This window comes from Paraburkholderia largidicola (assembly GCF_013426895.1).
GTDB lineage: Bacteria > Pseudomonadota > Gammaproteobacteria > Burkholderiales > Burkholderiaceae > Paraburkholderia > Paraburkholderia largidicola.
The window spans coordinates 2,426,752-2,442,068 of record NZ_AP023175.1 but is presented as its reverse complement, the minus strand read 5'-3'; the positions used below and the strand labels follow the sequence as shown (position 1 = coordinate 2,442,068).

Here is a 15,317-nt window from a genome sequence, read left to right as displayed (position 1 = left end):
ATTGCGAACAGGGCTGTTCGCAAAGTCGAAAGCAAAGTTGGAGGTTCATCATGAAGTCGCTGATCAAGGCTGTTGCCGTCGCTGCCGTTCTCGCTATCCCTGCTGTGTCGTTCGCTCAGTCGAACCAGCCCGTGACTCGCGCTCAGGTCCGCGCGGAACTGGTTCAGCTGGAAAAGGCCGGCTATCGCCCGGGCGCAGGCACGGAAGCGCACTACCCCGATGAGATCCAGGCTGCGCAAGCACGCGTCGATGCTCAAAACGGCGCAGCCAGCGGTTACGGCGGTGTCGCTAACGCATCGCAGTCGGGCCGCCCGGGCGTGTCGGCTGCGGACTGGAATGCGATGTACAACCGTCCGTAACTCGCTTTGATGCTCGCTTCTCTCTGACGTCTGTCATAGCGTTTACTTCGTGCCCGCCGTTCCCGTCGCGGGCGCGATTCGCCACACCGCGTTGCCGACATCGTCGGCAACCAGCAGCGCGCCGCGCGCATCCAGCGTGACACCGACGGGCCGCCCAACCGCGTGCCCATCCGGCGTCAGAAATCCCGTCAGAAAATCTTCCGGTCCGCCCGACGGCTTGCCATTCTCGAACGGCACGAAGATTACCTTGTAGCCCGCGAACGGCTTCCTGTTCCACGAGCCGTGCTGACCGACGAACGCACCGCCGCGGTAACGGTCCGGGAACAGCTTGCCGTCATAGAACGCCAACCCGAGCGATGCCGTGTGATTGCCGAGCGCATAGTCCGGCGCGATGGCTCGCCCGACCATCTCCGGGTTCTGCGGCTTGACGCGCGAATCGACATGCTGGCCGTAGTAGCTGAACGGAAAGCCATAGAACGCGCCGTCCTTCACCGAAGTCATGTAGTCGGGCACGAGGTTGTCGCCCAGTTCGTCGCGTTCGTTCACGGTCGTCCACAGCATGCCCGTCTGAGGTTGCCACGCCATCCCGTTCGGATTGCGCAGGCCGGTTGCATATGGCCGCATCGTGCCGCTCGCGATATCGAATTCGACAATGCGGGCACGGTCCGACTCTGCTTCGACGCCGTTCTCCGCGGCGTTGCTGTTCGAACCGACCGTGATGTAGAGCCGCTTGCCGTCGCGGCTCGCAAGAATATTCTTGGTCCAGTGATGGTTGATCGGGCCGGCAGGCAAATCGGCCACCTTCACGCCCTGCGATGCGATCTGTGTTTCGCCCGTGACGTAATCGAAGCGCAGCAGCGCGTCGGTATCGGCGACATAGAGTTGATTGCCGATCAGCGCCATGCCGAACGGCGAATGCAGTTTGTCGATGAATACGCTTTGCGTTTCGGCGGTGCCGTCGCCGTCTGCGTCGCGCAGCAGCACGATGCGGTCAGGGCTCGGCACACCGGCGCCTGCGCGCTTCTGAAACTGCTTCGTGATCCACCCGACCACGCCACGGCCTTTGTCATGCGGCTGCGGCGTGTTGGTTTCGGCGACCAGCACATCGCCATTCGGCAGCGTGTAGAGCCAGCGCGGATGCTGGAGATTCGTGGCGAACGGCGTGACCGCGAATCCAGGCGGCGCGCCCGGATGCGTGCCGGCTGCACGCGCTTCGACAGGCGCGACGTGGACCGTCGGCACGAGCGATTTGGCGGGCGCGGGTAATGTCGGCGAAGGGCCGAAGCTCGCTTCTTCCGGCGCCGTAGATGGCGCCGCGCAGGCGGCAAGCGGAACGACGACAATCGCAATCAGAAAGGGACGAACGCGCATGGGACCTCCAGCTTCAGCGCAACCGGGAGCGGCGCGATTGGTCACTGCTCAGCAAATGTCTTGCCTGATGGTGGCTATCCATGGCGGCGTGTGAATTACATCCTGTGATAATCAGCGGCCGTGCATATGGATTGCGGAGGGCGTGTGGTGAATATTGCGTCCCCTTTGCGTCCTCAGACATCCATTCCTGGACGTTTTTCGATGCGCTGCGGTACGGAAGCGACGTTCGACTTCGAACGCGTAACGCTGCGATTTAACGTTTAGAAGGAATTGGACGAGCGGATGATGCAGCAGGCGGAGAACTGCGTCGGCGCCAACGGATGTCATCAGGTCCTCGACCTGCTGCGACCGGCGTTCACAGGCTGACATCTCAGACACAGCCGGCGTATCAGACAATTGCTAGAGTGTCCTGATTCGCTGCGCCTGAAGGTACGGCATTTTTTCCTAACCGATATCGCCAAGCCACGTCCAGCATATGCCGCTGTCATCTCCGAGGCCCAGGCGCGGCATCACATCACCCTCCATTATCCGGCGCTTGTCACCTGCCACCTTGAAGGTATGAAAAGCAGTTGTGGTGAGGCCGCCCGGCATGTCAGGAATCCAATAACCGCTACGCGGGCAGCATTCGCCCGTCAGGGCCGTCATCTTCGAGTCTGGGTAAGCTTCCCAGCGCCACATTGTGGCCGGGCCAACGCTTTTGCGGGAGCCGCCCTGCTGGTGCTCCATCGTACGGTCGGGAAACCTGTCACCTCTACGGAGAATCTGCGGAAAATCATCGCGTACGTTGCTCTTGTCATACGCACGGTAATAACCGCTCTCTTCAACAACATCACCAATGAGGTGGATTTGATTGAACAACTGCTGACGGCGATGATCTTCGAAGTTGTTCAGATCACGTGTTGTTGCAGGGAAATCCTCAGCAAAAATCACGTCTGTCTGCTTGAAGGTGAAATCCGCTCTGCCCGCCAGCTTTTCTGGCTGCAACACCTTCCCAATAAACAAGCCTCCGTTAATTGCGTATCGGCCTTTCACGAAGCGCCGATCAGGATAGGTAAGAAACCTGACCATACGCGTCTGCCCCGCGGGCACCCGCATAACCGCGTCGGTGAAGTTCGACTTGTCGACTAATGCACCGCCGCCGAATTGCATGAAAAACTGCTCGTCGGTTTTTGTTCCTTTCGCTCCGACAACTTCTGTGTACGACTTTCCTGCGATCGGATTAGGTATGCCTTCCCACGTCGAAGGACTTGCGAACATCACGTCCTCCCGCCCACTGTTGGAAAACGTGAGAGTAACTAGCAGCTTGCTGCCACGGGTCTCTACAGTTGCAGACACGTCCAGTTTGGCTACCGGCTCCCCATGCCTGGAAAACGACGACAGCAAATCACCTACGAAGCGGTTTATCTTTTCTCCAGGCTCACCCAAGCCGATAAGGTTGAAAGCTGAATCGAATTTACTCCCATCTGGGCAGGAAAGTATCGCGGCAAGGTAGAGGTCATTTCTCGGCGCCCTCAGCGTACCAGGATCAATCGAACAAACAGCAGTCCTGAGTTCGCGAAAGCTTGCTTCGTCGCGTTCGGAAAGCGTACCTTCGAACACACCAATCCCGGTCATCGCACCGGCTCCTGTCTGACCTCTCATTGCAAGAGTGAACCACCCGGCTCCAATTGTGAAGGTTGAGGGCGCCAGACTAAGCCCGTTGAAGCTGACAGTTGATATTTCATTGGCAGGTTGCTTAAGATCGTTTGCCATAGCGACACTCATCGTCATTGCGAGACCAATACCTTGCGTAAGAACCGTGCGTACAATCGAATTCATTTCGTGACACTCCACTGCCGACCAACCTTCTGCTGAAACCAGTCGCGAATCCGGTATATGTAATGCGGTGGTGTAACCGAGGTCTGGTTAAACATCCCCCTCCCCATCAGGTTGTCTCTTGTTGTTCCCTGCCAAGTGTCCTTGTTGGGGTTGTTCTGTGCTAATGACAAGTTAATTGTCTGATCCGGCTTTACATAGTCCTTGTGGACACTGCCCCCCTGGTCGTAGTATTCATCCGGAAAGCTGAGCAGATGGCCCACCTCATGAGCCTTCACATGGTCTACTGGCAGATTAGTCACCACACCACTCCGTACGCTAACCCCCTTCTCCCCCCAGTTTGCTGAATCGGCCCGCTCCGCAGTCGGATACAAATTGATCTCAGCATGATGTGCGTCCCTGCTATCCGGCGAAACAAACTCGACCCTGAAAAAAACTGGAAACTTACAAGAGCATTGATCACGCCTGGGGCAGTTCGAGACAGCGAGCTTATACCCGTCCTGATTCAGAACAGCTTCGATATCACCCTTCATGCTGTTGAAGCTGCCGACTTCAGAAAAAGGACGATCTACGATTCTTCGCCCCGGTGTGCCCGGCGGCTGGTCTTTGCTTGTGTGATAAGGAACCGTCTTGATCGAACCGTCAGCATTCTTTTCAGGCTCGCCCGTCTGCGCATTGACGACCTGAACAACCTTTGCATGAACAAGTATTCGGACGGTCGCAGTTATGGTGTGGGTGCTGGCCTCGAAATACATGTCGAACGTACCTCCTCCGCCCCCTCTAACTATTGCACCTCCGTTGTAGGGTGTGCCATCCTGGAAAACGCCCCTGTAGTCAACCGTTTCCATCGCCCTGTAGAAGTTCTTCTGCTGAATATCACGTAGCTTCCAGGTACACGAATGGTCCGGCTCGAACATTGAGCCACTCTGCCCATTGTTCGCCTGACTTAACGCACCAGACTGTCCCGAAGCCAAGGGCTGCATTGACAGATGCGCCCCAGCTTCACCCTGTTGTGCCACCGGACGGGAGGATGAATCCGTCGTCGCCCCGTTGAATTCATTGGCCTGTAGTGCAGAACAACTAAGCTCGATAGGATGCGGGGCCAAGGGCGCAAGTCCTGCGGGCACCGACAGCGGATTCTCCTGCTTCACGTCGGCGGAGTGAAACATCACCTTTCCACCCGTGTAGACGGTAAAACCACTACTGTCAATTACCACCTGCGTCCCGCCCGCGTTCCATACCAGCTTATTTGACGCGAGCACTTCAACCGTATCGAGAGAGCCAATCGACACCTTCTCTCTCGCCCGCAGTTCAATCAGGCTGTTACGCGCAACAATCGAAATGCGATCCATCGCCGATACAAGCTTCATCGGGCCACGCATCACACACATTGACACGGTATCGCGTACGCTTGCGTACAGTGACCTGGCAGCGGCCAGAGCGACGTTACGTCCTGCGGTAACAGCAACGTCGTCATTCGCCGCAACGTGAACCCCGCAACGTGCAGTTACCGCGACACCCGCAGCGCTTGACAAAACCATGTCAGGCCGCGTGAACTCCGGAAATTCTTCACCACTGGCGGTATCGCCTGAAATCGCGTTGTTCTGCGTGCCAATTGCCCGGGTCACATCGCTCTGTTCACTGCCCGGTTGCTGCGCTTCATTCTGTTGCGCGACTGTTGCAAGATCGTCGTGCAGAGTCTGCGCGTTCGTCAGCCGCGCGACCGTTTCCCCCATGTCTTTCGCTGGCGCACCCGCCCCGCTACGTGCTTCAGTGGTCACCAGCATGCCTGTGTTAGCCCGCACGACACCAACCTTCTCGGTCGCCAGCTCGAAACCTTCGCCACGCGGGTCGCTACGTCCTTTACGCCCGTCGATGCGCGTGTTGTACCCCAGCACAAGCCGCGACTGCGCATGATCGCTTGCAATCTGCACCTGCAGCTTGCCGGGCGTGTCGTCGGTGAGCACATGGTTGGCATTCCCTCCCTCCAGGTCACGGCTGCGCAATCCGGTCAACGCGAGATTGTCGGGTAGTTTCCACGGCGGCTGGTTGAACTGGTTGACCTTGCTCGCGGACACGAAAGGCTTGTCGGGATCGCCTTCGTGATAGCTGACCGTCACTTCATCACCAATGCGCGGAATCGCGATAAAGCCATAGCCGTTGCCCTGCCACGGCGACGCCACGCGTAACCAGCAGCTTGAATTCAGATCTGCCTCATTGCGCCGGTCCCAGACAAAATGAGCCTTGACACGCGCGTACGCATCGGGCCATACAGCCCGGTCATCGTGGCTGGTCACGACAGCAGTTTCCGCATGCGCACGGGGCTTCTTTTTCAGTCTGTTCCTGAAGAACGTATTGGCCGGTTGCAGCACGAAATCCGTCACGCACTGATAAGCACTCTCGCCGCCTGTGCGTTGCGCTTCCAGCCCGCTATTGCGGATATCGATTGTCGTGGATACCACGAGGTAATCTGCATTGACGGACTGCTCGGGATGGTCGATCAGCCAGAAGGTCTTGCCCGTCGAAAGTCCGCGCAGGTTGCCGGTGCCTTTCAGCCGCTGGCGGCGGCAACGCATTGCATCCAGCCGCACATTCGCCAGATTGTTGGCCTCGGTCTCGTAGTCGCTCAATTCGGATGACAGCCCCTGCGCACCCGCGAGGGGCTGCGAGTAGTCGCCCCACTGGTAATGCCTGGCCTGCTCGGAGGGGCCACTGTTGTTATAGCTCTCGCCCGTGAAGATCGCCCGTGACTGCGTGTAGTCATAATCCACAAGATCGACCTGGCCGGTCGTGATCCTGCGCGACACTTCCAGCCGGTGAATGTGTTCCTCATCAATGCGTGCGCCGTCCGGTGCGTGATAGCGCACCTCGTCACACATGTCGTCGTGCGTCCTGTGCGAGCCGGGCGAATCGCACAGGACGAGCTTGCTTCCGTCGTAAAAGTAATAGATCCCCCACTCGCGCCATAGCATGGTGAGGAACTCAAAATCCGAACACCAGAACTGCCGCACATAGTCGCGCACCGGATAGCCACCGCGGAAGCCCGGCGCAGCGAGCCGCTGCTCGACCACGATGTTGTAGTCCGCCAGCACGTCTTCGGTGATTTCGACGACGTTGCTGTTCTGGAAAATGCGGTTTTCAACGGCTTTCTTTGTCAGCCACAGACTGGGTCGCACGATGAACCGGTAGTACATATGCCGGTCGTCGCTGCCGGTGATCTGGACGCTGGTAATCAGGCCGCTGATCGTGCGGGTTCCCGCGCCGATGTTGCACGCGCCTGAGTGACCTGGCATGCCTGGTATGAACGTGCCTTTGCCCTCGAACTCGATGATCATGTCGATGACCGCGCCCGCGAGCTCGTCTGGCCGGATCATCTTGCGCGCCTCGTAGACACGGAGCGTCGGCGAGTCGATGGTCATCAGGTCCAGCTCGTAGCGGAAGAGCTTGCCAAGCGCCTCCGTGCCCCTGAGACGCACCGGGGCGAGCACTTCATCATTGCCCCAGGTGGGGAAAGCATCGCAGCGAACAGACAGCGTACGTGTCTGCAGAGGCTTGAACATTGATATGCCCATGTCAGACCCGCACAAGGGTTGCGCCGCACACCGTCTGATCGCCGATGTACGCGACACGCCTGCCCTTGTGGGTCATTTCCCCTGTCGCGATGATAGGGAACGGCCCGCCGCACTTCGGACACCCGGTCAGATGACCGTCCAGCGCAACAGGAATGCCCATCTGCGTAAAGTCGGAAGCGCCCTCGATGATGGTGCCGCCGTGATCGGTAGTGTCACCGAGCCGCGCCACTTCTCGGCCCTTTATGTCTCTCATTACCACCCCGTGTTAATTAGTCATGCCATGTATTCTGCATGCACCAGATCCTGCGCAAGGCCAATCTGATACTTAACCTGATCACCACAGGAATTGGTATCAGATATATTCGAAAATCATCCGACCAGGCAAAGATTGTGCAAAACGGTTGACGAAAGATAAAAAGGAGCCTGCTTGTGGCAAAGCATCAATGCGAAGCCTTGCGATGGAGATGACGGGCCGGTGCCAGTTCCGCTACCTGGAGTCGAGACGGGCGAGACTCGGTCAGTCAATCGTATAGCGGCGCGCACTCACCCACTTTGAGAGAGTGAGGTCACGTGTGGCCCTGTCGTTAGAGGCCCACTGGGCCGTCATCACATACCCTGTTCGTGCACATGCCCCGGTTCCAATAGCTGTGGTGACCGTCACCCGACATCAGCTATCTGTGCGGCACCCTCTGCTGGGGCGCCGTCGAACAACTTCACATCGAACTGACATACCCCGTTGCACTGACCTGAGGGGTCCGATGGTTCGGCTTTTCCCTACACCGAAATAGATCACTACGAGCAATCTTTCTTTTCGCCCTACATCTTCATATGCGTCTAATCGATACGATGAAATAGCTGCCTGGTTGTTTTCTCAACCTTGCAGCACAGTGGTCGCAATAGCGGCCATTTCAAACGAGTAAAGCCAGGAGAAACTTAAATGAAAGTGAAACTCGCTGCCTTCGTTTTATTTGCAATCTCTACACTGTTATTCACGACGCAGTCCGCTCGTGCAGGAGAAGGGGGCGGTGGCTGGGACGTCTGTTACGACTGGGACGGTCACGGGATTCCCGATCAGTGCTATTGGCAAAGTCCTTACGGCTGATTAATTAGCGTTCCTCTGACGGGGACCAGGGATTTACGTCACAGCATCCTCGCTCCGAGCCACGCTGCGTTGATCGGGGCGTCTGGCATCGATCTCGATGTCCCGTTCACGACGCACGAGACAGACGTCCTTGTCGCATGGATGCAAGATCTCCTTCTGCACCCTGCGGTGTTCCGTCTTACGGACAACCGCAGGGCCATACGCCAACGACCAAGTTGTTGAATTTAAACAGAATGAATGTGTGTAGACCTTGATCCGGCGCGGGGCAGATTTATCCACAGCTTTCGTGGGTAAGCCTGTGAGTATCCTGCGCAAGACTCGCGCAAGTCATTGATGCGATTCAGATTGCAGGTGATGCATCCACTATCGCTCGAAATGCTGCCCCGATGTTATCCACAGTTTTCGTGCACAACCCTGTGGACAACACCCGGACTCGCGCCTTATCCCACTGACGCATCACGACTTTTCATCCCGACGCTCTCGTGCAGCACACTCCGCTACTGCCGCGCATGCACGCGCTCCCGGACACCCTCCAGCCGCTCCCGCACGAACCGCACATGCTCGCGCAGCACATAAAACCCATCGGCATAGGCGAGCGGCATCCGCAGCGTATTCAGCGACGACTCGATCCCATCCAGTTCCGCAAGCAGCTTCGCGCGTTCTTCGTCCGATGAACTGCGCATCGCGTCGCGCTCGATTGCGATCAGCGCGCCGTAGTACCGGTAAATCCGCGAGCGCACGCGCCAGCTGAACAGCGCAGGAATGAGCCGCAACGCCGGAATCAGCAGCACGGCGATCGGCAGCAGCAACACCAGCAACCGGTCGACCACCGTCGCGAGCCAGAACGGCAGCGTCCGGTACAGAAAGCTCTTGCCGGATTTGTAGTAGCGCGTCGCATCCTCGCTGATGCGGAATTCCCGTGCGACGGAATTGGGAAACTGACCCGCCTTCTGCAACAGTCCTGCCGGGCCATTCACTTCCTGCGAAGCTTCGATCAACAGATCGGATATCGCCGGATGCAGGTTCGCGCGCGCCACCATCTCGACGGTGGGGCTGATCAGATGCAGCGGCTCGGGCGGAATGCGGCGCCTCAGATCGAGCAGGCCAACAGGCAGATCGAGGTTGTCCAGATACGGAAAGATCCGCGTGTAGGCATCCGCTTCGTTGAAATTCATCACCGACACGCCCGGAATGGTCAGCAGACGCAGGATCATCGCCCGCGCGGTCGAGTCGCCGCTCAAGAGCGCCGCGTCGATCTCGCCGGTGACGAGCGCTTTGGCGGCGTCGAGCCCGTCGAGCGACAAGAGCGTCGTCTCGCCGCCCGGCAGGATGCCGTTCGCCCCGAGCAGTTCGAGGGACAACATCCGCGTGCCGCTGCCTTCGCGGCCAATCGCGATCCGCTTGCCTTCCAGATCCGACAATTGCGACAGCCCCTTGCCGCGATACACGACGATCAGTGGCACGTACGACACCGTGCCGAGCGACATCAGCGACGTCGTATCCCGGCCAGCCGAGACGCCGCCCTGCACGAGCGCGACATCGATCTTCTGTTTCGGGTCGAGCAGCCGGTCGAGATTCTGCACGGAGCCATCGGACTCCAGCACGTTGAGCGTCACCCCATTGCGACCGAGTATCTTTCGATATTCCTGCGCGTACTGCATGAACGAGCTGTCGTGCGGCCCGGCGCTGATCGTGATCGAGCGCGGCGGCGCGGGATCGACCAGCCATATCACGAGCCAGGCGAGCACGGCGAACAGCACCACGAACGGCAGGAACGACACGGCCAGGTCGCGCCACATGGCATGCGTGTGATCGCGAACGACTCGCGGAGAATGCTGACGAACATTTTTCTTCATGGCCCGGCTCGCCTCCGAGAAGCATCATCGCCATCGTAGCTGTCTCGCGCCGCTCTGTGGAGCACCTTGCGCGGTCCCATCCGAAGCCGCTGCTTCGCCCCGCTTACCGGGCGATTTTGTCATCGACAATAAAATTGCCCCAGGCACTTGCGCGATCGAATGTGTGTCTCTATAATTCGCGCTCTTCGCTAGGCTCGTAGCTCAGCTGGTTAGAGCACCACCTTGACATGGTGGGGGTCGTTGGTTCGAGTCCAATCGAGCCTACCAACGAACAGGCAGTACATGAAAGCGGCAAGCATTCCATGCTTGCCGCTTTTTTTCGCGCTCCGCTTAAACGAAAAAGCCGAAGGACAAAGCTGTCCTTCGGCTTTCGTTCACCGGCCATCGCACTGACGCGCAATGGCCGGATGCCCGTGCAACGGATTCAACGCGACATCATGTTCATGCTGACGTTGTGCATCACCCACACCGTCCCGAACACCAGGAACATCGCGGCCAGCACCGTATAGGCAAGCGCAAGGGCGTTCCAGCGCTGTCCGGATGTCGACACGCTCATGTGCAGGAAGAACACCAGGTGCACGACGATCTGCACGACGGCGAGCGCCGCCAGCACGAACGGCGCCGATGTGGCGGGGAGCCAGCCTTGCATCACGACGCCGAACGCGGCAGCCGTCAAGGCCACAGCCAGCACGAACCCGACCACATATCCGCCGATACCGCCGTGCCCCGCTTCGTCATGAAGCGCAGGGGAATTCGAGTGAGCCATTTAGATCGCGCTCCCGAGATAGACAAAAGTGAACACGCAAATCCACACGACATCGAGGAAGTGCCAGAAAAGACTCAGGCAGGTCAGCCGCGTGATTTCGCGCTGCGTCAGTTGCGGCGCGCGCGCCACCTGAACGGCGAGCACGGCCATCCAGACCAGCCCCGTCGCGACGTGCAGGCCGTGCGTGCCGACCAGCACGAAGAACGACGACAGGAACGCGCTGCGCGACGGCCCCGCGCCTTCCGCGAGCAGATGTGAGAACTCGCTCAGTTCGAGCTTCAGAAACACGGCGCCGAGCACGAACGTGACGGCCAGCCAGCCGAGCACGGCACGCGTATTCTGCCGGCGCGCGGCGACCATCGCGAAGCCGTACGTGATGCTGCTCAATAGCAGCGCAGCCGTTTCGACGGCGACGCCCGGAAGGTCGAACAGATCCTTGCCGGTTGGCCCGGCGTTGAACTGATGCGCCATCACGGCGAACACCGCGAACAGCGACGCGAACAGCACGCAGTCGGTCATCAGGTACAGCCAGAAGCCGAACACCGAATGCGATTCGCCATGATGGCCATGGCCATCGACCTCGTTCAGGGTTGCGGCATGGACTTTTTGCAGCATCACTCGACCTCCGCGAACGCCGGCGACACTTCCACATGCTTCGGAAGCGGCGTGCGGCCTTTGTTTTCGATTCCCCGCACCACGTCGGACGGGATGTAGTAGCCGTCGTCGCGACCGAAGCTGCGGCCGATCACGGTCACGGCAATGGCGAGCAGCGAGACGATCGCGAGCCACCAGATGTGCCACACGGCTGCGAAACCAAACGCGAGGCTGAATACGCCGATGAAGAAGCCCGCACTCGTATTCGAAGGCATGTGGATGTCCTGATACGCCGCCTGAATGCCGAGGCCCCTGCCCGTTTCTTTCATATGCGCGAACGCATCGAGTTCCTCGACGACGGGAATCGTCGCGAAGTTATAGACGGGCGGGGGCGACGAGATCGACCATTCGAGCGTGCGGCCGCCCCACGGATCGCCCGTGACGTCGCGATACGCCGGCTTGTTGCGGTTGATGATGCTGACCACCACCTGCGCGACCTGGAACACGACGCCGACCGCGATCAGCGCGACACCGCATGCCGCGACGATCATGTACGGCTGCCATGCGGGATTGTCGTAGTGGTTCAGACGACGCGTCGCGCCCATGAAGCCGAGCACGTAGAGCGGGGTGAACGCCACAAAGAAACCGACGAACCAGCACCAGAACGCGCTCTTGCCGAGCTTGTCGTTGAGCTTGAAGCCGAACACCTTCGGGAACCAGTAGCTGAACCCGGCCAGATAGCCGAACACCACGCCGCCGATAATCGTGTTGTGGAAGTGCGCGACCAGGAACAGCGAGTTATGCAGCACGAAGTCCGCGCCCGGGATCGCGAGCATCACGCCCGTCATGCCGCCGATCGTGAACGTAACCATGAAGCCGATCGTCCATAGCACGGGCGCCGTGAATTCGAGGCGGCCGCGATAGATCGTGAACAGCCAGTTGAAGATTTTCACGCCTGTAGGGATGGCGATGATCATCGTTGCGATGCCGAAGAACGCGTTGACGTCGGCGCCCGAGCCCATCGTGAAGAAGTGGTGCGCCCACACGAGGAACGCCAGCACCATGATCGCGCACGACGCGTAGACCATCGTCTTGTAGCCGAACAGCGGCTTCTTCGCGAACGTCGAGATCACTTCCGAGTAGATGCCGAACGCGGGCAGAACCAGGATGTAGACCTCCGGGTGTCCCCAGGCCCAGATCAGGTTCAGGTAAAGCATGGCGTTTCCGCCGGCTTCGTTCGTGAAGAAGTGCATGTCTGCGTAGCGGTCGAGGCCGAGCAGCGCCAGCGCGACCGTCAGGATCGGGAATGTCGCCATGATCAGCACGTTCGAGCACAGCGCCGTCCACGTGAACACGGGCATCTTCATCAGCGTCATGCCGGGCGCGCGCATCTTGATGATCGTCACGAAGAAGTTGATCGCCGTGATCAGCGTGCCGACGCCCGAGAGTTCCAGCGCCCAGATGTAGTAATCGACACCGACGCCCGGACTGAACTGCAACTCCGACAGCGGCGGATACGCGAGCCAGCCGACCTGCGCGAACTCGCCGATCACCAGCGAAATGTTCATCAGGATCGCGCTGATCGCCGTCATCCAGAAAGACAGCGAGTTCAGGAACGGAAACGCGACATCGCGCGCGCCGATCTGCAACGGCACGACGATGTTGAACAGCCCCACCATCAGCGCCATCGCCATGAAGAAGATCATGATGACGCCGTGTGCGGTGAAGATCTGGTCATAGTGATGCGGCGGCAGATAGCCCGCCGCGCCGCCGCTCGCGAGCGCGAGTTGCAGGCGCATCATCACGGCGTCGGCGAAACCGCGCAGCAGCATCAGCACGGCGACGACGATATACATCACGCCGATGCGCTTGTGATCGACGGACGTGAGCCATTCCGTCCATAGCCAACGCCATTTTTTCAGGCGCGTAACGAGCACGACGACGGCCAGAACGATCAGGCCCATCAGCGCGGCCGCGCCCATGATGATCGGCTGATCGAACGGAATCGCCTCTAAAGTCAGATTGCCGAACATGGGTTACTCCTTCGAAGCGTTCGTGCTGCAGTTGGCGTCACGGAACTCGACGACACGCCCGCTGTTGTATTTCGCGATCACGTTGCGGAACAGCTTCGGGTCGACCGCGGAGAAATAGCGCACCGGGTCTTTCTCGCTCGGTTTCGCGACTGCGTAGTACCCGTCCATATCGAGCCGTTCCGGTGACGCCTTCACCTTCTGCACCCAGGCATTGAAGTCGGCGGTGCTCACGGCGAGCGTGCGGAACTTCATGTCCGAGAAGCCCTTGCCGCTGAAGTTCGCCGACACGCCCGCGTAGTCGCCCGGTTCATCCGCGATCAGATGCACGCGCGTCTGCATGCCCGCCATCGCGTAGACCTGTGTGCCCAGTTGCGGGATGAAGAACGAGTTCATCACCGAATCCGACGTGATGTGGAAATTGACGGGCGTGCCGACGGGCATCGCCAGCTGGTTCACCGATGCAATGCCGAGATCGGGATAAATGAACAGCCACTTCCAGTCGAGCGCGACAACTTCGACGTCGATCGGCTTCACGTTCGATTCGAGCGGCTTATACGGATCGAGCTCGTGCGTGGTTCGCCACGTCAGGATGCCGAGGAACAGGATGATCAGCGCGGGTATCGTCCACACGACCACTTCGATCGCGGTGGAGTGCGCCCACTTCGGCGCGTAGACCGCGCTTTTGTTCGACGCGCGGTAGCGCCATGCAAAGAACAACGTCAACAGAATGACGGGCACGACGACGATCAGCATCGTCCACGTCGCCGTCGCGATCAGCGACTTCTCGGCGACGCCGACGCTGCCCTTCGGGTCGAGCACTTCAAGTTGACATCCCGTGAGAAACGCGGTCAGACCGATGCTGACCGGTAAGAGGCAAGCTCTTAAGGTTTTTCTGGCTAACATGTTTGCCCAATAATCGTTGAACCACGCTGAACACGTGTGGGGTTTGCAAGGCAAAGCGCACAAGGTCCCATGTGCCCCGCGATTCTATGGACGCGCTGCGTTCGAAGTCCTGATCCGCGTCAAGGACGCCGCACGAAGGACAGTGATAGATGTGCGACGGGATGTCGCACGGCCGGAGATGGGCGGGTGTCTTCGATTTTTCTTGTGTCGGCCCGCTCGCCTTTGCTGCATGGACGCTGCCAGGCGAGTCCGTCGGGAAGCCGCCCGATCATCGAATGGATGCGGGCGGCCATCTGAATTACGCTTGCCGCGGTGGTTCGCTGTCGCTCGGCGCTTTAGTTCGCCAGATCGGCGGGCAGCTTGCCGCCATTCGCGGCGAGCGCCGTCATCAGCTGCTTGTGCAGCCAGATGTTCATCGACGCCGAATCGTTCGTGTCGCCGCCGTACTTCAGTTCGCCCGCCAGTTGCTTGCGATGCTCGAGGCTGCTGTCGACGTCGAGCAGCTTCATCAGATCGACGATCGAACGACGCCAGTCGAGCTTTTGCGGGTTCGCCGCGGCCAACTGGTCCATCACGGCCGCGACATCGACATCCGCGAGCGCCGTCGACACAGCGGCGACGGGCGCGCCCGCCGATGCGTCGGCAGGCGCCGGAGCGACCGGCTCGGCGGGCAATGTCTCGGCCGGCTTGGCCCTGCCAAAAATCTTGCTGACGATGGTTCCAAAGATGCTCATGTTTCGGGGCCTTCCTTTTCAAGTGGATAACGGGAGACTGCACAACGCCGTCCGCGTTCCGATTGTCTGGACGCACGGCGACGCTGCTTGCGACTAACGCCATTTGATCTCAAGCGTTGACCTTTGCGCGAGGTCGATACCAAGTTTCACGTTTGTTCGCACTTCGGCGCATCCACGCGACACCCTCATGTCAAATTTTGAAAAACTTTGCA

At 59.4% G+C, this 15,317-nt stretch carries 12 protein-coding genes and 1 tRNA gene; 3 read left to right on the top strand and 10 right to left on the bottom strand.

Annotated features, from left to right (window positions below; translation table 11 throughout):
* Positions 1-50 precede the first annotated feature (50 nt).
* A complete protein-coding gene (locus tag PPGU16_RS27595; protein ID WP_180723547.1) occupies positions 51-359 on the top strand; it encodes a DUF4148 domain-containing protein in 309 nt (102 codons plus the stop codon).
* Positions 360-401: 42 nt separating this feature from the next.
* Here PPGU16_RS27595 and PPGU16_RS27590 read toward each other — a convergent pair whose 3' ends face one another.
* The 4 genes from PPGU16_RS27590 to PPGU16_RS27575 form a co-directional block, all read right to left on the bottom strand.
* Positions 402-1,730, bottom strand: a complete 1,329-nt coding sequence (locus PPGU16_RS27590) for a PQQ-dependent sugar dehydrogenase (protein ID WP_180723546.1) — start codon at positions 1,728-1,730, stop codon at positions 402-404.
* 444 nt (positions 1,731-2,174) lie between these two features.
* A complete protein-coding gene (locus tag PPGU16_RS27585; RefSeq protein WP_180723545.1) occupies positions 2,175-3,548 on the bottom strand; it encodes a hypothetical protein in 1,374 nt (457 codons plus the stop codon).
* The gene (locus tag PPGU16_RS27580; RefSeq protein WP_180723544.1) at positions 3,545-7,105 is read right to left on the bottom strand and encodes a type VI secretion system Vgr family protein; all 3,561 of its coding nucleotides are present in this window, start codon (positions 7,103-7,105) and stop codon (positions 3,545-3,547) included. Before PPGU16_RS27580 ends, PPGU16_RS27585 begins: the two co-directional genes overlap by 4 nt.
* Positions 7,106-7,118: 13 nt before the next feature.
* The gene (locus PPGU16_RS27575; RefSeq protein WP_180723543.1) at positions 7,119-7,370 is read right to left on the bottom strand and encodes a PAAR domain-containing protein; all 252 of its coding nucleotides are present in this window, start codon (positions 7,368-7,370) and stop codon (positions 7,119-7,121) included.
* 684 nt (positions 7,371-8,054) lie between these two features.
* Here PPGU16_RS27575 and PPGU16_RS27570 point away from each other — a divergent pair.
* Positions 8,055-8,219, top strand: a complete 165-nt coding sequence (locus PPGU16_RS27570) for a hypothetical protein (RefSeq protein ID WP_180723542.1) — start codon at positions 8,055-8,057, stop codon at positions 8,217-8,219.
* Between the two features lie 497 nt (positions 8,220-8,716).
* On the opposite strand, the gene PPGU16_RS27565 is transcribed toward PPGU16_RS27570, so the two are convergent.
* Positions 8,717-10,075: a TAXI family TRAP transporter solute-binding subunit gene (locus PPGU16_RS27565; protein ID WP_180723541.1), complete on the bottom strand. Its 1,359-nt coding sequence runs from the start codon at positions 10,073-10,075 to the stop codon at positions 8,717-8,719.
* 190 nt (positions 10,076-10,265) lie between these two features.
* On the opposite strand from PPGU16_RS27565, the gene PPGU16_RS27560 reads away from it, so the two are divergent.
* Positions 10,266-10,342, top strand: a tRNA-Val gene (locus PPGU16_RS27560).
* A gap of 157 nt (positions 10,343-10,499) precedes the next feature.
* On the opposite strand, the gene cyoD is transcribed toward PPGU16_RS27560, so the two are convergent.
* From cyoD to PPGU16_RS27535, 5 genes are all read right to left on the bottom strand, one after another.
* On the bottom strand, positions 10,500-10,841 hold the full coding sequence (cyoD, locus tag PPGU16_RS27555; RefSeq protein WP_180723540.1) for a cytochrome o ubiquinol oxidase subunit IV: 342 nt from the start codon (positions 10,839-10,841) through the stop codon (positions 10,500-10,502).
* Complete coding sequence (gene cyoC / locus PPGU16_RS27550; RefSeq protein WP_238269742.1) at positions 10,842-11,456, bottom strand: cytochrome o ubiquinol oxidase subunit III; 615 nt, start codon at positions 11,454-11,456, stop codon at positions 10,842-10,844. It abuts the gene before it with no gap.
* Positions 11,456-13,468, bottom strand: a complete 2,013-nt coding sequence (cyoB, locus tag PPGU16_RS27545; RefSeq protein ID WP_180723539.1) for a cytochrome o ubiquinol oxidase subunit I — start codon at positions 13,466-13,468, stop codon at positions 11,456-11,458. Before cyoB ends, cyoC begins: the two co-directional genes overlap by 1 nt.
* Before the next feature lie 3 nt (positions 13,469-13,471).
* On the bottom strand, positions 13,472-14,371 hold the full coding sequence (gene cyoA, locus PPGU16_RS27540) for a ubiquinol oxidase subunit II (RefSeq protein WP_180723538.1): 900 nt from the start codon (positions 14,369-14,371) through the stop codon (positions 13,472-13,474).
* 335 nt (positions 14,372-14,706) lie between these two features.
* Positions 14,707-15,105 carry a DUF3597 domain-containing protein gene (locus PPGU16_RS27535; protein WP_180723537.1) on the bottom strand — a complete coding sequence of 133 codons (399 nt, stop codon included), beginning with the start codon at positions 15,103-15,105 and terminating at the stop codon, positions 14,707-14,709.
* Positions 15,106-15,317 lie beyond the last annotated feature (212 nt).